Below are 18,068 nucleotides of genomic sequence, written 5' to 3' on the forward strand. Positions count from 1 at the left end.
AAAGTATGACAAAAAATCTTATTTTATGGCTTGTTATTGCAGTAATTTTGATGACACTGTTTGAGTCTTTTACCTCATCAGAGTCAACAGGAAGAATGCAGGATTATACAAGTTTTGTCCGCGAGGTTCAGTCCGATCACATTCAGGAAGTAGTCTTTGATGGCAAGGTCATCAATGGTATGAAGAAGTCAGGTGAAAAATTCATAACTGTCATGCCAATGAATGATCCTTCTCTTATCGATTCTCTTTTAACTCATAATGTGAGAGCTTCAGGAACTAAGCCAGAAGAGCCAAGCACTCTTCTTTCAATTTTTGTTTCATGGTTCCCAATGCTTCTTTTGATTGCAGTCTGGATATTCTATATGCGCCAGATGCAGGGTGGATCAAAAGGAAATCCGTTATCCTTTGGTAAATCAAAAGCCAAGCTTCTATCAGAGAATCAGATTAAGACAACTTTTGCTGATGTAGCAGGATGTGACGAGGCAAAAGAGGATGTTGTTGAACTTGTAGATTTCTTAAAGGATCCTACAAAATATTCAAAACTTGGCGGAAGAATTCCTCGTGGTGTTCTAATGGTAGGTCCTCCTGGTACTGGTAAGACACTGCTTGCAAGAGCTATTGCAGGAGAGGCAAAAGTTCCTTTCTTCTCAATTTCAGGTTCTGATTTCGTTGAGATGTTTGTTGGTGTAGGTGCATCTCGTGTAAGAGATATGTTTGCAACAGCAAAAAAGAACGCTCCATGTATCATCTTCATTGATGAGATTGATGCTGTAGGCAGAAAGCGTGGAGTTGGCATGGGGGGTGGTCACGATGAGCGTGAGCAGACCTTAAACCAGTTACTTGTTGAAATGGACGGTTTTGAAGGTTTTGAGGCTGTAATCATTATTGCAGCTACAAACAGACCTGATGTTCTTGATCCTGCATTATTAAGACCTGGTCGTTTTGACCGTCAGGTAGTTGTAGGTCTTCCTGATGTAAGAGGAAGAGAACAGATATTAAATGTTCATGTAAAAAAGGTACCTTTAGCTCCTGATGTTGACACTGCAACTATTGCAAGAGGAACTCCTGGTTTTTCTGGTGCCGAACTTGCAAATCTTGTAAATGAGGCAGCCTTAGGTGCAGCCCGTCATAACAAGAAGGTTGTGGGCATGCAGGAATTTGAAGAAGCAAAAGATAAGCTTCTGATGGGTGCTGAGCGCAGATCAATGGCAATGAATGAGCATGAGAAGATTAATACAGCTTATCATGAGGCTGGTCATGCCATTGTAGGTAAACTTGTACCTGAGCACGATCCTGTTTACAAGGTTTCAATTATTCCTCGTGGAAGAGCATTAGGTGTAACCATGTATCTTCCAGAACAGGATAAGGTATCACAGAGCAGACGAGGTCTACTATCAAATATATCAACTCTGTTTGCAGGAAGAATTGCAGAAGAGCTGATGTTTGGTGAGGATTCTGTAACCACTGGTGCATCAAATGATATTGAAAGAGCAACTCTTATTGCAAGAAACATGGTAACCAAGTGGGGCTTTTCAAAGCGTTTGGCACCTATGCAGTATGAAAAAGACAGTGAACAGTCAATGTATCTTGGTGGTTCAGGCTCAACAACAGTTGCAATGTCCGACAAGACTGCACTCATCATTGATGAAGAAGTAACAGAGATCATTAATTCTTGCTATAAGAAAGCAAAAGAGCTTTTAGAGTCAAATAAAGATATTCTTGAGAATATGAAAGATGCTCTGCTCAAATATGAGACTATCGATGCAGATCAGATTGATGATCTGATGAACAGAAGAGAAGTTAGAGCTCCAAGCTTAAAGTCTGAAAAATCAACTGATGAATCATCTTCAAATGGTGACAATAAGGATAATTCTGAAAAATCTTCAGAAAATTCAGAAAAAGCAAAGAGCGAGCAGAAAAATAATGATTCCTCTTTGACAGATAGCACATCAAAAAAGGATGATTTAAACTAGAATATCCTTATAACGATAACAGACTAAGGGGAAACAATGAAACTTAGATTACCAAAAGGCCATGCAATTGATCTGTCATATACAAAGGTGATGGGTACTATTGCACTGACTGAAGATGATACAAGAAGTATCGAAGATCTGGTTATGCTTGCAAAATCCTTTGTTCAGTCTGGAGCAGAGTTTTTAGAGGTAGGTGCAAAAGTTGGCTGTAACGGGCTTGATGAGACAAGAGTAAGTTCTGTTTTAGGCGCTGTTTTAAATGCCGTAAATGTCCCAGTTGCAGTCAATTCAAATTCAAAAGAGATCATAGAGCAAGCTATAAATGCCGGAGTTGCAATGATCATCAGTAACGATGGTTTAGCTTCAGAAGGTGTTATGGATCTTGTAAAAGATTCTGATGTTCTTATATGTTTGCATTATGAACCAAAATCCAAGATTTGCGATGATGAGGATATTGTTGCTAAAGTCAGTGAATACTTTTTTGAGCGCATTGATGCGTGTCTTGAAGCTGGAATTGACAGAAAGCGACTGGTCATTGATCCATCCGTTGTCAATGCATCCGTAAGTGCAAGACTCAAGCTTATAGGCAGACTAGAATCTTTCAAGAGTTTTGCTTTGCCTATGCTTGTTGCAATTCCAAGACAGTTACCAAAAGAAGATCGTTTCATGAATGAGAATCATGTTCTGTCTTTGACAACAGCTATTTTCTGTGCTGCTGCTAAATCTGTTCAGATAATAAGAACTTCTGAGGTTGCTGAGGTCGCTATTGCAATCGGTTTCTGGCAACTTATGTCAAGCAAGACAAAACCATATGGTATTTCAAAGGCTATCGTAAGACGTTTAAGAACTCTTAGAGACACTTTACGAGATTTAAAAAAACATCACAAAGATAAATAAGAAGAATAACTATGCAAAGAAAATATTTTGGTACCGACGGTGTACGTGGCCGTGTAGGTCAGTTTCCTATTACTCCAGATTTTGCTGTTAAATTAGGTCTTGCTGCAGGTAAGGTTCTTGGTAATAAGAATGGCGGTAAGGTAATCATAGGTAAAGACACACGTCTGTCAGGTTATATGCTTGAAGCTGCTCTAGAGTCTGGCTTTTCTGCAGGTGGTATGTCTCCTGTTATGTTAGGACCAATGCCAACTCCTGCAATAGCCTATCTGACAAGAGCATTCAGAGCAGATCTTGGTGTCGTTATTTCTGCTTCACACAATCCTTTCTTTGATAATGGAATTAAGTTCTTCTCATCAGAGGGAACAAAGCTTCCTGATGAAGTTGAATTAGAAATTGAAAAATATCTTGATGCTCCAAGCATTGAACTTGCAAATGCACAGGATTTTGGTAGAGCATTCAGACAGGATGATGCCCCAGGCCGTTATATTGAGTATTGTAAATCAACTTTCAATCCATCAATGAGTCTTGATGGCATGAAGATTGTTCTTGACTGTGCTAACGGTGCAACATATCACATTGCTCCTCAGGTTTTCAGAGAATTAGGCGCTCAAGTAATTACTATCGGTGATAAGCCAAACGGAATCAATATTAACGATGGTGTTGGTTCAACACATCCTGAGGCTCTTGTTGCTAAGGTACTTGCAACTAAGGCTGATCTTGGTATAGCCTTTGACGGTGATGGTGACAGAGTTTTAATGTGTGACAGCAAAGGTACTCTTCGTGATGGCGACAATCTTTTATATGTTATTGCAAAGGATACTAACAAGCGCGGTCGTTTAAACGGTGGTGTTGTAGGTACACTTATGACCAATCTTGGCTTAGAGCTTGCTCTTGCTAGTGAGAATATTCCTTTCTCAAGAGCAAAGGTTGGTGACAGATATGTACTAGAGCAGCTAGTTGAAAAAGGCTGGAAACTTGGTGGCGAAAATTCAGGTCATATCATATGCCTGAACCATGCAACTACAGGTGATGGTATTGTTTCAGCACTTCAGGTTTTAAAGGCATGTATCAATGAAGGTAAGGATCTTATTGAGATGTCATCAGGACTTGAAATGTTCCCACAGGATCTGATTAACGTCAGAATGACAACCAGCATTGATGTTACAACTGATGAAGCAGTTCAGAAGGAAGTTGCTGCAGTTGAAAAAGAGCTGGGTAATAAGGGTAGAGTACTTCTTAGAAAATCAGGTACTGAGCCTGTTGTCAGAGTTATGGTTGAAGGCGAGGACAAGGATGATGTTCATAATAAGGCACAGAGAATTGCGGATGTAATTATTCGCCAGTCAGGTTGCTAAAATACTTGAAAATCATCTGAATAAACTGTATCATTTGCCAATCTAAAAGCGCAGATTATATAGGGCGTGTATTTTATTATGTACGAAATTGCAATTGTTTTCTTATTATTAGTAGCTGTAGCTATGATTGCCTTGATTCTGTTACAGCAGGGTAAGGGCGCTGGCATGGGCGCATCTTTTGGTGCCGGTGCATCAAATACTGTTTTCGGTTCAGTAGGTTCAGGTAACTTCCTGACCCGTTCAACATGGTTTTTGATTTTCTTATTCTTTGCAATCTGCCTTCTATTAGGTTATTTACAGAAGTCAGCTCACAAAGAGAAGTCTGATTTTAGCAATATCGAAGAATCAGTTGTGTCTGAGCAGACAGTAGATCAGGCTCCAGTAGTTAATACTGATGCACCTGTTGTTGAGACTGATGCTCCATCAGCAACCGACGCACCTTCTGATAAATAATATAGATTTTCTGAAAAAAGTTACGGTTTACTGTAAGAAAATCTGTTAAAACAAATGAAGTCCCGTTTGGGACTTTTTTTGATGTTTGAATTCTTTAATAATTTTTCTTCATCACAAAACTATCGTTGTTTTCTGAATTCGTAACAGTTCTTTTCTGTAATAACAATATCCATCGGCATATCCCATTCTTCAACTAAAAGTTCATCAACTTGCTGAAATTCATAGGCAACACCTATAACTAGACAGTCTTTTCTGACTTTTTTGAGCATTCTGTCGTAATAGCCACCACCCATGCCCATTCTGTTTCCTTTATTATCAAAAGCAACTAAAGGAACAACGATTACATCAATTTTATCTTCTAATACAAGATTTTCAGGCTGATTTTTAGGCTCTAAAATATGAAATCTGTTTTCAACAAGCTCATCTCCTTTTTTGAAAGAATAAAAATCCATTTTCCCTTTCTGTCCTGTAACCATATAAGGAAGGCATAAATGGTGTCTTGTCATGAAATATTCGTTCATATCCTGAGTGCACAGCTCACCTGAAAGACTGATGTAGGAGGCGACATTCACGGTTCTTTTAAAGACATTCATCTGCATTATGGTTTTTAGAATTGAAAGTCCGGCTTGAGCTGATTCTTTTGCCGTGAGCTGTCTTCTTTTAGCTAGAATTTCTTGTCTTAGCAAGTTTCTTTGTTCTTTTGAACTATCCATTTTTTTACTCTATGTTTTTTGCAATCTTATTCATTTTTGTGAATTGCTGTAGAACTTTTTTGTAGAATTCACTGTCAGAGCTGTTGTTTTCATTCAGCTCTTCAACGCAGTCGAGTGCAACAAGAATAGCACATTGTAATGGTGTGAGACCTGGATTCTTGTTGAATCTTGCATTTACTTTCTCGTTGAGCTTATCAATAGCAGCCTTTAGTTTTGCTACTTCTTTTACAGGAACTCTTAATGAGAAGTTTTCTCCAAGGGATGAAAACTGAATAAGTTGAGTATTCTGACTGTCCATAACTCCTCCTGTTTGGATTGTATCATGTACACGAGAATTCATGTTTTTTCCTTTTAATTTTTGATATGCAAAAGAAGATACTTTAGTGAATGTCTAACTCTTGATGTGTCTAATGTGAAAATACTCCATTTGTATGATAGAATTATTAAGTTTTTTTTAATCATCAATACTTGATGAAATAGATTTGCGCAAATAATTATGACTGAGAAGTTACAGAAAATTTTATCCCGTGCTGGAATTGCATCTCGCAGAGCTTTAGAACAGATTATTTCTGAAGGTCGCGTAACAGTTAACGGTAAACTCGCTTCTATCGGTGAGCGTTACGATGAGAGAGAAATCACTGTAAAGATTGATTCTAAGGTTGTTTTTACTCCTGAATCAGTTACTAATGAATGTAGAGTGCTTATGTATCATAAGCCTGAAGGCGAGCTAACTACACTTAGTGATCCAGAAAACAGACCAACTGTTTTTGATCATCTTCCAAAGCCACCATCTGGCAGATGGATTTATATTGGTCGTCTTGATATCAATACATCAGGTCTTCTTCTGTTTACAACAGATGGAACTCTTGCAAATGCTCTTATGCATCCTAAGTATGAGATTGAGCGTATCTATGCTGCCCGTATTTATGGCGATGTTACAGATGAACAGATAGAGCAGCTTGAAACAGGTGTAATGCTTGAGGACGGTAAGGCTAAGTTCAATAAGGTTGTCTATGTTGGTGGTGAAGGTCGCAACGCCTGGTACCATGTCACTCTCAAAGAAGGTAGAAAAAGAGAGGTTAGACGCCTTTGGGAAGCTGTAGGTCTTAAAGTAAGTAGACTTATAAGAATTTCATATGCTTCAATCGATCTTGATCCTGATTTAAAGACAGGACAGTTCAGAGAGTTGACCTTAAGTGAACTTAACAAATTAAGAAAGACTGTACACCTTGATCCTGTGGCAACACTGCCAGAGCCACTAGATACAGCAAAAGGTTCTTCAACAAGATCAAGAAAAGCTGTTCAGAAAAAGGTTTTTGATAAACCAGTTGCCAAGAAGCCTTTTCATAAGGATTCAAAAAAGGATCAGCATAATGATTCAAAGAGAAGTCCTTATGCAAAATCATCAACTTTTAGTAAAGGCAGTAGTGAAACTTCTGATAGATTCTCGAGGTCAAAGACATCTTCCTATAAGAAAGGTGCTAATAAATTTGACAGAACCAGCTCTGACAGATTTGATAAGAAATCATCATATTCTTCAAAAGGTGTTGAGTCTAGAAAGTCATCTTCATTTTCAAGAGATGATGGAAGACAGTTTAAACATGGTCTAACATTCAAGTCTAGATCAAGTTCATCTCACTCATATCCAAGAGTTAAACGTAACGGTTAAATAGAAGGCTCCAATAGGAGCTTTCTTGTTATGTTGAATCATCTTTTTTTGTTACAAAAATGTTTGTGAGCAAGTCTTATTGTTAAACAATTATGTTAATCAAAGTTTTTTTCAGAAACTTGTTGTATTATTAGTATGTGTTTTCACAAAAGAGGAAAAATAAATAAATTATATGAACGCAGACCCGAATAGTTCACTTTATCTTCAATTCAATAATTTCTGTTCATTTATTCAATCAGTTAAATATAAAGAGGTGCTGTAATGGATTCTCAAGCAGCACTGGCTACATCTCATGCTCTGTTATTTGATCTACAATGGATGCTCGATCCAACTGCATGGGTTGGTCTGATTTCACTTAGTGCAATTCAGGTTGTTTTAGGTATTGATAACCTGCTGTTTATTGCTGTTTTAAGCGCGAAACTACCTCCACACCAGGCTAGAGTTGCAAGATATATCGGTCTTGTCGGAGCTTTGGTAATCAGAATTATTCTGATGATGTTTGCAGCCTATGTCATGGCAATGTCAAAACCATTGTTTACAGTTTTTGATTTTTCAGTATCAGTTCGTGATCTGATGCTATTCTTTGGCGGTGCATTCCTTATTTACAAGGCTACACAAGAGCTTCATACAAAACTTGAAGCATCAGTAGATGATACTGTATCTGTAAGCAAGGCTGCAGGTCAGTCTTTCATGATTGTATCAACACAGATCATGATCCTTGATGTGCTGTTCTCAGGTGATGCCATTATTACTGCTGTAGGTATGACACAGCATGCCTATATTATGATTATTGCAGTATCGATTGCTATGGCTCTTCTCATCTGGGCTTCAGAGTTTATTGCAAGATTTGTTTCCCGTCATCCAACAGTTGTTATCCTATGTCTTGGGTTCTTGCTGCTTATCGGTTTTGCTCTGATTATGGAATCATTCCATATAGAAGTGCCTAAAGGATATTTATATTCAGCAATCGGATTCTCATTGCTAATTGAAATCTTTAATCAGGTTTCAAGAAAGAATATTCTTAAAATCAATCATTCAAACAATATGCAATCAAGGCAGGTTGCAGCATCACTGGTTTTAAGATTATTAGGCTCAAATCAGGATAATGTGCACTCAATTCAGGAGGCAATTGTTTCTAAGCCTTCAGCCTACATGTTTAATAAACTTGAAAAGGAAATGGTTTCAAGAGTGCTTGAACTGTCTGCTCTTCCTGTAAAAGCAGTTATGACAGCTAGAACTGATCTTCAGATGATAAAGATAGACGGATCATTGCCAGCAATTCTTGCAAAAGCTCAAAAGTTCACATGCTCATATCTTGTTGCATACAAGAATGGACATAAGGATCAGCCAGTAGGATTTATTTCAAGGGCAAAGCTTCTGTCACTGTTTGTACATAAGAATCCAAATTATTCAGAAATAGAAAAATGCCTTATAAAGCCTCTTTATATTCCTCATTCAGTCAATATTCTGAGCATTCTAGAGCAGTTTAGACAGACTCAAAGATATAGAGGATTTGTATACGATGAGTTCGGTGCATTTGAAGGTATCGTATCTGTTCATGACATCATTGAGGAGATCACAGGCGAGCTTCCTGAAAAAACAGAAACTCCCGAGATTGTGCCTCTTGATGACAAGAAATTATCCTTCATGATTGATGGTGATGCTATATTGCCAGACGTTCAGAGAAGTACCGGTCTTTTCATTCCTCCATCTGAACATTATCAGACTATTGCCGGTTTTGTTTTAGACAGACTTCAGAGAGTTCCTGTAAAGGGAGATAGGATAAGTATAGACGGCTGGGAAATTGAGGTAACAAGTGCAGATTTAACCTCAATTGACGCTCTGGTGCTTACTAAGGTCTATAGCACAGAAGAGGAAAATACTTGATTTTTTTATTCATATCTGTTATAAATAGAGCACTTGATACGTATTGTGTCGAGTCTGTTCAAGTGTGAGCTTGAACCTTGCAGTAGAAATACTGCCTGATATAGCGGAACTATAAAGGGACCTCTAGTTAGTGGTCCTTTTTTTATGTTTCAAAGCTAGAGTTGAACTGATAATTTTGTTAAGAGGAAATAATGGCAGGAACCATTGAAGAAAAAGTTGCACAGCTTGTAACTCCACTTATTGAGTCTATGGGCGTAGAGGTCTGGGGTATCCGTTATCACGGAGGCAACGATCATGCAATTCTTCAGGTATTTATTGAGTCAGAAGACGGTGTGAATGCAGATAAGTGTGGAGAGATCATGGATGTTCTGTCACCTGCATTGGACACAGCTGATTTGATTTCACCTAAATATACTCTAGAGGTATCATCTCCTGGTCTTGACAGGATTCTGTTTACACTTGAACAGGCAAAAGCTTATGTTGGAAAAACTGTAAAGGCAGAGCTTCGTATCCCTATGCAGGGTAGACATAAGTTACAGGGAACCTTAACTGAAATCACTCAAGACGGTCTTGTAAAGATCGACGACAAGATTTCAGGTTTGATGGAAGTATCATTCGCAAACGTTAGTGTCGCACGAGTTGTACCTGAATTTCCGTCAAACTCAAAGAAGGCAACTAAAGGTTAATCATACAGAGGACTTAATTTAAAATGGGTAAAGAGATAATTGCAATTGCAGAAGCTTTATCAAACGAAAGAGCAATTCCTAGAGAGAAGATTTTTGAGGCTTTAGAGACAGCTTTAGCTACTGCTACAAAGAAAAAATACCAGGTTGAGATTTTAGTTCGTGTAAAGATTGATAGAAAAGAAGGTTCATATGATACTTTCCGTCGCTGGGAGGTTGTTGATAATGAAGGACCTCTTGATAAGCCTTCACAGCAGATTTCTCTTGCAGCTGCATTAGTTGACCACCCTGGTATTCAGGTTGGTGATATTGTTGAAGAGCAGATTGAATCTGTTAAGTTTGACCGTATCACTATTCAGACTGCAAAACAGGTTTTATCACAGAAAGTTAAGGATGCTGAGCGCGAGCAGGTTGTATCAGAGCAGCGTGAGCACATCGGTCATGTTGTTAATGCAACAGTTAAAAAGCAGAGCCACGATATCATGGTTCTTGACCTTGGCAACAATGCAGAAGCTGTTTTAAAGCGCGATCAGATTATTCCTCACGAGACCTATGGTCGTGGTGACAGAGTTAAGGTTCTGCTTGAGAATATCGTAACAGAGAACAATCGTGGTCCTCAGATCATCTGCTCAAGAACATCACCTGATTTCTTAAAGGAATTATTCAGAATCGAAGTTCCTGAGATTGGTGAAGACGTTATCGAAATCATGGGTGTTGCTCGTGACCCAGGTTCAAGAGCAAAGATTTCAGTTCGTTCAAAGGACAGAAGAATTGATCCACGTGGTGCATGTATCGGTATGCGTGGTGCTCGTGTAATGGCTGTTTCAAATGAGCTGTCAGGCGAGAAGATTGATGTTGTTCTTTATGATGAGAACTTAGCTCAGTATGTAACAAATGCTATGGAGCCTGCTGAGGTTTCACGCATCATTATCAACGAGGAAGATCACAGCATTCTTATTGCTGTAGCTCCTGAGAATTTAGCTCTTGCCATTGGAAAGAACGGTCAGAATGTTCGCTTGGCATCTCAGCTTTTAGGTTGGGAACTTAAGGTTATGACCGAAGAAGAGCTTGAGTCAGATATTCAGAAGGAAGTTGGTAAGGTTATCAAGAACTTTACAGAAAATCTCAATGTTGATGATGAATTTGCAACTGCACTGTCAGATGCTGGATTTACAACATTAGAAGAAGTTGCTTATGTTGAACCATCTGAACTTCTTGAAATTGAAGGCATGGATGAGGAAACAGCAGAACAGCTTCAGTCTGTAGCTCGTGAGGCTGTTGAAAAGATTGAGAATGCCCAGAATGCTCAGGCAATCAAGGAACTCGTTGCTCTTGAGGGTATAGATGAGTCACTGGCGCTTAAGTTGGTTGATCACGGAATCAAGTCTGGTGAAGATTTAGCAGAGCAGGCAACTGATGATCTGACCTCCATTGAAGGTCTTGATGAAAAGAAAGCTGGTGAAATCATCATGGCTGCACGTAATGAGTACTGGTTTAAAGACTCAAACAACTAATTTAAGGATATAGGATAATATATGACAGAAGAGAATTTACAAGAAGGCGCACCAAAGCGCATGTCCTTAAAGAAGAAAACTTCAGGAACCATGACTCTTCAGAGTTCTGGTTCTTCAAAGCAGGTTCAGGTTGAAGTTCGCAAGAAAAAGGTTATTGTTGATCGTAAAGAGCGTGAGGCTCAGCTAGAGCAAGAAGCAATTGCCAAGGCAAAAGCTGAAGAAGAGCAGAAGGCTTTAGAAGCTAAGAAGAAGGCTGAGGCAGAGCAGAAGGCTTTAGAAGCTGCACGCGAGAAGGCTGAAAAGGAAGCTAAGGCTAAAGAGGCTGCAAAAGCACAGGCTCAGGCTAAAGCTAAAGAAGCTGCTAATCACAAAGACAAGGAAGAAGATAAAGCAACAGCTGAACTTCGTCGTGCTCAAGAAGAGCAGCAGAAGAAAAAGCAAGAAGAAGAGTCAAAGCGCCTTGCTGAAGAAGCTCGCAGACTAGCTGAGGAAAATGAAGCTCGCTGGGCTGCTGAAGAAGAGGCTCGAGCACATCAGGACGAAGATGAAGATCAGACTACTTCACGTTATGTTCGTGAAGCAGAGGCTCGTCAGGAGCGTGAAGAGGAAAACCGTGGTCGTCACCGTGAAAAGGGTGCTGACAGACGTAATTCTAAGCGTTTTGAAGAAAATGAGCAGTCAAATTCAAACGGAAGAGATCGCCGCATGAAAGGCGGTAAGGGTGCTAAGGGTGTTAAGGGTGCAGCTAAGCTAAATCAGCAGCAGCACGGATTTATAAAACCTGCAGCTCCAGTATCCCGTGATGTTGAGATAGGTGAGACTGTTACAGTTGCAGAACTTGCAGCAAAGATGGCTGTTAAGGCAACTGAAGTTATCAAGACCTTAATGAAGCTTGGTGAGATGGTAAGCATCAATCAGGTTTTAGATCAGGCTACAGCTCAGTTGGTAGCTGAGGAAATGGGCCATAAGGTAATCTTAAGAAAAGAAAATGAGATTGAGGATCAGTTATTATCTGATCGTAAAACTCAGGCTGAGGCACTTCCACGTGCTCCTGTTGTTACAATCATGGGTCACGTTGACCATGGTAAGACATCTTTACTTGACTACATCAGAAAGTCAAAGGTTGCTGTAGGTGAGGCCGGCGGTATTACCCAGAGAATCGGTGCTTATCATGTACAGACAAGAAATGACGGTATTACATTCTTAGATACACCAGGTCATGCTGCATTTACCGCAATGCGTGCACGTGGTGCTCAGTGTACAGATATCGTTGTTCTGGTTGTTGCTGCTGATGACGGTGTAATGCCTCAGACTTTAGAAGCTATTCAGCATGCTCAGGCTGCTAAAGTTCCAATGATTGTTGCTATCAACAAGATGGATAAGCCAGGTGCTGAGCCACAGCGTGTAATCAATGAGTTAATGCAGCACTCAGTTATTCCTGAGTCTATGGGTGGTGAAAACCAGTTCGTAGAGGTATCTGCAAAGACTGGTATGGGTGTTGATGAGCTATTGGAAGCTATCACATTACAGGCTGAAGTTTTAGAGCTAAAGGCTGTTCATGATGGAATGGCTGAAGGTGTAACAATCGAATCACGTCTTGATAAGGGCCGTGGTCCTGTTGCAACAGTTCTGGTTCGTTCTGGTACCTTAAAGAAGGGTGACATCGTTCTTTGCGGCTTGCAGTATGGTCGTGTTCGTTCAATGCGCAACGAGAACGGTAAGGAGCTAGCTGAAGCTGGTCCTTCAATTCCTGTTGAGGTATTTGGTCTGTCAGGTGTTCCATCTGCAGGTGATGAGGTTACTGTAGTATCTGATGAGCGTAAGGCACGTGAAGTTGCTCTGTTCAGACAGGGTAAATTCAGAGAACTTAAGATTGCAAAACAGAAGAGTGCTCAGCTTGCATCTATGTTCAAAGAGAGCAATGCTTCAGAACTCAAGCTTGTTCTTAAGGCTGATACTCAAGGTTCAGTTGAAGCAATTTCAGATGCTCTTCTCAAGCTTGGTAACGATGAGGTTAAGGTTAAGATTATCGGTTCAGGCGTTGGTGGTATTACTGCAAACGATGCAACCTTAGCTGCAGCAGATGGCGCTGTTGTAATCGGCTTTAACGTTCGTGCTGACGGCCCTGCAAGACAGGTTATTGATACAGAGTCAGTTGATTTACACTACTACAGTGTTATTTACGATCTGATTGATGACGTGAAGAAGGCTATGTCTGGTCTTCTTAAGAAAGAGGTTCGTGAGAACTTCATCGGATATGCAGAAGTTCGTGAAATCTTCAGACATCCAAAATTCGGTGCAATTGCTGGCTGTATGGTTGTTGAAGGTATCGTAAAGAGAGCTGCACCTATTCGTGTGCTTCGTGATAACACCGTTATTTTCGAAGGCGAGCTTGATTCTTTGCGTCGTTTCAAGGATGACGTATCTGAGGTTAAGCAGAACAACGAATGTGGTATCTGTGTTAAGAACTATCAGGATGTACGCGTAGGCGACCGTATCGAGTGCTTCGAGAAGGTTGAAGTTGCACGTACACTTGACTAAAGGATAATATGCCAAGAAGTTACGGAAGAAACGAAAGAGTAGCTACTGCAGTACTTCGCGAATTAGCTGATGTACTGCATAATGAACTCAAGGATCCAAGAGTAAAAAACGCAACTATTACTGAAGTTGACGTATCTCCAGATCTGAAAAACGCTCGTGTATACATTTCTTTTTTAACAGATAATAAAGAAGAAATTGAAGCTGCAATGAAAGGTTTGAAGAGTGCAAAAGGATTCTTGCGTTCTGCAGTAGCAAAAAGACTTAATCTGCGTTACATGCCGGATCTTGATCTGAGGTATGATTCACTGCTTACTGAAAGTATGCGATTAGACGCACTGATTAAAAAAGGTCTTAACAAAGACTAAAATCATGAAGATCCCAATTATCCATACTAATTGGGATTTTGTTTTTTTTATTTTGTCTTTTATTTATTTTTGATTTACAGTTATATTCAGCAAAAGAATTTTACCAAACGGAGCCAAAGGTGTTGAACGACAAACCTGTACAAAAACCAATAAGTACTGCTGTGATTGTCTCAAAGGTATATAAAAGACCAATGGCAGGTCCCATAAGAGAGATTGCAGATAAACTGACAAAGCTTGGAGTGAAGGTTTATCTTGATGCAAATACTGCAGTTGGTTTTAATATCAGTGAAATACAGTCAATTACAAGACGAGAGATGAGAGATCTTGATCTTATCATTGTAATTGGCGGTGACGGCTCCTTATTAGGTGCAGCAAGAACACTAGTTGATCTTAAGGTTCCAGTTCTTGGAATCAACAGAGGTCATTTAGGTCTTCTTACTGATGTAAATCCAGATAACATTGATGAAAGCCTTAAAAAGGTAGTGAGCGGTCAGTATTCTCTTGAAGAGAGAACAATGATTGATGTTAGGGTTTCAAGAGATTCAGATGACGGTGTAGGCGAGCTTATCGGTTCATCACTTGCAACAAATGAGACTGTAATTCACTCAGGAACCATGGCACATATGATGGTTTTCAAAGTAAGTATTAATGGTACTCATCTTTATACCATGAGAGGCGATGGTATTATTGTAAATACTCCTACAGGATCAACAGCATATTCACTCTCTGCAGGTGGCCCTATTATTGAGCCGCATCTTGATCTGTTATCCTTAGTTCCAATGTTTCCTCAGTCACTGAACTGTTCACCTCTGATTATTCCAGGCAAATCTGAGGTTAAGATTGAATTTGAGGCACCTGATGAGTTAGCTGAGTTAATTGCAATCAACTGTGACGGTCAGGTAACCATGAGAGCTGATACTAACAGCTCGGTCTTTATAAGACAGCATCATACACCTTTGGTTCTGATTCATCCTGAAGGATATGATTATTATTCACTGTTAAGACAGAAGCTTGGTTTTGGTCGCAGCCTTGTTTAGGAGATAGTATGCTTTTACAGCTTATTGTTAAAGATTTTGCCTTAAGTGAGAAGAATGTTCTAGATTTTTCAGAAGGTATGACCTGCATAACCGGTGAAACAGGTGCAGGTAAATCTTTAAGTGTCGATGCGCTGTCTTTGATATTAGGTTCAAGAGCTGATAGCGCTTTCGTAAGAAATGGCTGTGATAAGGCAGAAATCAGTGCTGTTTTCTCAATTGACTCTAATGAGCTTTTAAAAACATATCTAAAAGAGCACGATCTTTCATCAGATGATACATCTGATCTTGTTATCAGAAGAGTAGTCACAAAGGATGGCAAATCAAAAGCCTATATAAACGATGTCCCTTGTACACTAAGTGTTTTAAAGGAAGTAACTGACTCACTTGTTGCAATTCACGGTCAGCATGCATCAGTAAAGCTTATAGATGAGAAAAATCAGCTTAATCTTTTAGATTCATTTGCAGGTCTTTCAAAAGAAGTATCAGAAGTTGCTTCATCCTATGACTTATACATAAGCAAAAGAAATCTTCTGCAGAATCTAGCTGATGAACAGCTAAATGGAGCAAACAATTACAAGACACTTCGATTTGAACTTGATGAGCTTGAAAAACTCGATCTGCACGAAGGTGATTATGAAAAGATTAGCTCTGATTTTGATGCTCTTTCTCATTTGTCACAGGCACAGGATGCAATTGCTTTAGCACAGGGAGTTCTTGAGAATGATGAACACAATATCATTGATATTATAAGTGCAAGAATAAGTGATTTATCAAGAGTTAGTGTTTATGCAAAAGAAAGTATCGATCCTATTGTTGACGATCTGACAAATGCAGCATCACTACTTGATAGAGCAAGAGAAAAACTAGACAATTTTTCACTAAAGGCAAATCCTCAGATGGTAGAGGAGCTATCAGAAAAGCTGTCTAAATGTCATGAGCTTGCAAGACGATTCAAGGTACAGCCAAATGAAGTTCATAAGATCCTGGCTAAAAAGCAAAACGATCTTGAGTATTTTCTTTCTCTAAAAGAGAAAATTGCAGTTCTTACAAATGAGGTAAAGTCTTTAAGAGCTGACTATGAACAAAAGGCATCAGCTCTGAGCGAAAAAAGAGCAATGGCTGCAAAAAAGATGTCTGAATCAGTAACAGACAGTATCCATGAACTTGCAATGAGTAACGGCGTTTTTAATGCATCTGTTACAAGAGATGAAGAGTCAAGACCAAGAAGATCAGGAAGGGATGAGGTTAAATTCCTGTTTTCAGCTAATATCGGTCAGGAACCACTTGAACTGTCTACTGTAGCATCAGGAGGTGAATTATCAAGACTTGCTCTTGCAATCGAAGTATTAACAAGTACTGCAAATTCAACTCAGACTTTAATTTTTGATGAGGTCGATACCGGTATTTCAGGAAGAACAGCTTCATCTGTTGGAAGTCTTTTAAGACGTCTTTCAACAAATGTACAGGTTGTTACTGTAACCCATCTTCCACAGGTCGCAGCTATGGCTCATCATCAGTTTCTTGTAACAAAGGTAGAAAAGGATGGTACAACATCATCATTTGTTCAAGAGCTAGATGAAAATGGAAGAATTGAGGAAATTGCAAGAATGATGGGTGGTAACGTAATTACCGAAGATACTAGAGGTTCTGCAAAAGCTCTGTTAGATTCAAGCGGAAGTGACAAGTGAGTTCATCAGTTACCTTAAAAGGCGGACTTAATGTAAAAGTAAGATGGGCAAAGGTTGAGGATGCCGCTAGGATTGCAAGACTTGAGCTAAATTCTTCTGTTTATGAGAACAGATCAGTTCCTTTCAACTATACACATCCACAGTTTACAAAACTCTGGGAACAGAGGCTGTCACAGGAAAATGAATATAAGACAGTCATCGCAACAGGTCCTACTAGAATATATGGATTTATAACCTTCAAAAGCAGAATTGAAGACGGATATATTCTTGCCCTATATATCGATCCACTGTATATGAGACATGGAATCGGTACCCTCTTAATGAAGACTGCAGAGCAGATGGTCTTAATGAGCGGGGGCAAAAAGTTAAAGGTCGATGTAGAAATGCTTAATAATGGTGCAATGGCTTTCTATAGATCGTTACATTTTTCTAAAGTAAGTGTAAAATTAGAGCACTTAATTGAAATGGAAAAGGAGTTATAAGATGCTCAAAGTTGGTATCGTTGGCCTGGGTGGCCGTATGGGACATGCTCTTTATGAATGCTGTTTAGGTTTGGATGGTGCTAAGATTGTCTGTGGTATCGATAAGAATACTGATACTCTCCCATCGGGCTGCAGTGCAGAAGTAGTTGACGATCCTTATAAGCTGTCAGCCGCTCCTGATCTGTTTATTGATTTCTCTCGCCCTGATTGTTCTTTAAACGTTTTAAAGTATGCAAAGGAGCATGGTTGCAAAGTTGTATTAGGAACAACTGGTTTTGATTATGATCAAAAAGATCAGATTAAAGAATACTCAAAGCATGTACCTATCGTTTTTGCAGCAAACTTTTCTGTTGGTGTAAATGTTCTTTTAAATCTTGTAAAGAAGACTGCTCAGATTATGGGGGATTCAGATATTGAGATCGTAGAAGCTCATCACCGCTACAAGGTTGACTCTCCATCTGGTACTGCTCTTGCTATTGGTGAGGCTGCAGCTGCAGGACGCAATGTAAATCTAAAGGATGTAATGGTATCAGGCCGTGATGGTATCACAGGTGAAAGAATCTATGGTTCAATCGGTTTCTCATCAGTTCGTGGTGGTGATATTGTTGGTAACCATACTGCAATGTTCTGCTCAGAAGGTGAAAGAGTAGAATTATCTCATATTGCAACATCTCGTCAGACCTTTGCCCGTGGTGCATTCAGAGCTGCATTATGGCTTGAGAATAAGAAGCCTGGTTTATATGATATGAACGAGGTTTTAGGCCTGAAGGCTTAATCGTATATATGCATCTATGATATGAAAAAGGCGGTG

At 39.4% G+C, this 18,068-nt stretch carries 16 protein-coding genes; 14 read left to right on the forward strand and 2 right to left on the reverse strand.

The features are described from left to right. Positions 1-5: 5 nt before the first annotated feature. From ftsH to secG, 4 genes are all read left to right on the forward strand, one after another. Positions 6-1,973 (forward strand): ATP-dependent zinc metalloprotease FtsH, encoded by a 1,968-nt coding sequence (gene ftsH / locus J5V48_RS02740; protein WP_219936867.1) that lies wholly within the window; start codon positions 6-8, stop codon positions 1,971-1,973. Positions 1,974-2,009: 36 nt separating this feature from the next. Continuing rightward, entirely contained in the window at positions 2,010-2,870 is an 861-nt protein-coding gene (locus J5V48_RS02745; protein ID WP_219936869.1) for a dihydropteroate synthase, read from the forward strand. Between the two features lie 11 nt (positions 2,871-2,881). Beyond that, complete coding sequence (glmM, locus tag J5V48_RS02750) at positions 2,882-4,225, forward strand: phosphoglucosamine mutase (RefSeq protein ID WP_219936871.1); 1,344 nt, start codon at positions 2,882-2,884, stop codon at positions 4,223-4,225. Positions 4,226-4,303: 78 nt separating this feature from the next. Then, entirely contained in the window at positions 4,304-4,678 is a 375-nt protein-coding gene (gene secG, locus J5V48_RS02755) for a preprotein translocase subunit SecG (RefSeq protein WP_219936874.1), read from the forward strand. A gap of 119 nt (positions 4,679-4,797) precedes the next feature. Here the strand turns inward: secG and J5V48_RS02760 are convergent, their stop codons facing one another. Continuing rightward, entirely contained in the window at positions 4,798-5,391 is a 594-nt protein-coding gene (locus tag J5V48_RS02760) for a 5-formyltetrahydrofolate cyclo-ligase (protein ID WP_219936876.1), read from the reverse strand. A 4-nt stretch (positions 5,392-5,395) separates the two neighbouring features. Continuing rightward, a complete protein-coding gene (gene zapA / locus J5V48_RS02765) occupies positions 5,396-5,731 on the reverse strand; it encodes a cell division protein ZapA (protein ID WP_219936879.1) in 336 nt (111 codons plus the stop codon). Between the two features lie 156 nt (positions 5,732-5,887). Here zapA and rluB point away from each other — a divergent pair, with 156 nt between their 5' ends. From rluB to dapB, 10 genes are all read left to right on the forward strand, one after another. Beyond that, a complete protein-coding gene (gene rluB, locus J5V48_RS02770; protein ID WP_219936882.1) occupies positions 5,888-7,060 on the forward strand; it encodes a 23S rRNA pseudouridine(2605) synthase RluB in 1,173 nt (390 codons plus the stop codon). A gap of 261 nt (positions 7,061-7,321) precedes the next feature. Then, positions 7,322-8,947 (forward strand): TerC family protein, encoded by a 1,626-nt coding sequence (locus J5V48_RS02775; RefSeq protein ID WP_219936883.1) that lies wholly within the window; start codon positions 7,322-7,324, stop codon positions 8,945-8,947. Between the two features lie 191 nt (positions 8,948-9,138). Further along, positions 9,139-9,633 (forward strand): ribosome maturation factor RimP, encoded by a 495-nt coding sequence (gene rimP / locus J5V48_RS02780; RefSeq protein WP_219936884.1) that lies wholly within the window; start codon positions 9,139-9,141, stop codon positions 9,631-9,633. A gap of 23 nt (positions 9,634-9,656) precedes the next feature. Further along, a complete protein-coding gene (gene nusA, locus J5V48_RS02785) occupies positions 9,657-11,144 on the forward strand; it encodes a transcription termination factor NusA (RefSeq protein ID WP_219936886.1) in 1,488 nt (495 codons plus the stop codon). 21 nt (positions 11,145-11,165) lie between these two features. Next, positions 11,166-13,685: a translation initiation factor IF-2 gene (gene infB, locus J5V48_RS02790; protein WP_219936888.1), complete on the forward strand. Its 2,520-nt coding sequence runs from the start codon at positions 11,166-11,168 to the stop codon at positions 13,683-13,685. An 8-nt stretch (positions 13,686-13,693) separates the two neighbouring features. Next, the gene (gene rbfA / locus J5V48_RS02795) at positions 13,694-14,050 is read left to right on the forward strand and encodes a 30S ribosome-binding factor RbfA (RefSeq protein WP_219936890.1); all 357 of its coding nucleotides are present in this window, start codon (positions 13,694-13,696) and stop codon (positions 14,048-14,050) included. Positions 14,051-14,169: 119 nt separating this feature from the next. Then, positions 14,170-15,087 carry an NAD(+)/NADH kinase gene (locus J5V48_RS02800; RefSeq protein ID WP_336244982.1) on the forward strand — a complete coding sequence of 306 codons (918 nt, stop codon included), beginning with the start codon at positions 14,170-14,172 and terminating at the stop codon, positions 15,085-15,087. Between the two features lie 8 nt (positions 15,088-15,095). Further along, the gene (gene recN, locus J5V48_RS02805; RefSeq protein WP_219936892.1) at positions 15,096-16,775 is read left to right on the forward strand and encodes a DNA repair protein RecN; all 1,680 of its coding nucleotides are present in this window, start codon (positions 15,096-15,098) and stop codon (positions 16,773-16,775) included. Then, entirely contained in the window at positions 16,772-17,257 is a 486-nt protein-coding gene (locus J5V48_RS02810) for a GNAT family N-acetyltransferase (protein ID WP_219936894.1), read from the forward strand. The genes recN and J5V48_RS02810 overlap by 4 nt, the downstream gene beginning before the upstream one ends. Before the next feature lies 1 nt (position 17,258). Next, positions 17,259-18,032, forward strand: coding sequence for a 4-hydroxy-tetrahydrodipicolinate reductase (gene dapB / locus J5V48_RS02815; RefSeq protein WP_219936896.1), 774 nt, complete (start codon positions 17,259-17,261; stop codon positions 18,030-18,032). Positions 18,033-18,068: the final 36 nt, after the last annotated feature.

The organism is Succinivibrio faecicola (assembly GCF_019448115.1).
In the GTDB taxonomy this organism is placed as follows: Bacteria; Pseudomonadota; Gammaproteobacteria; order Enterobacterales; family Succinivibrionaceae; genus Succinivibrio; species Succinivibrio faecicola.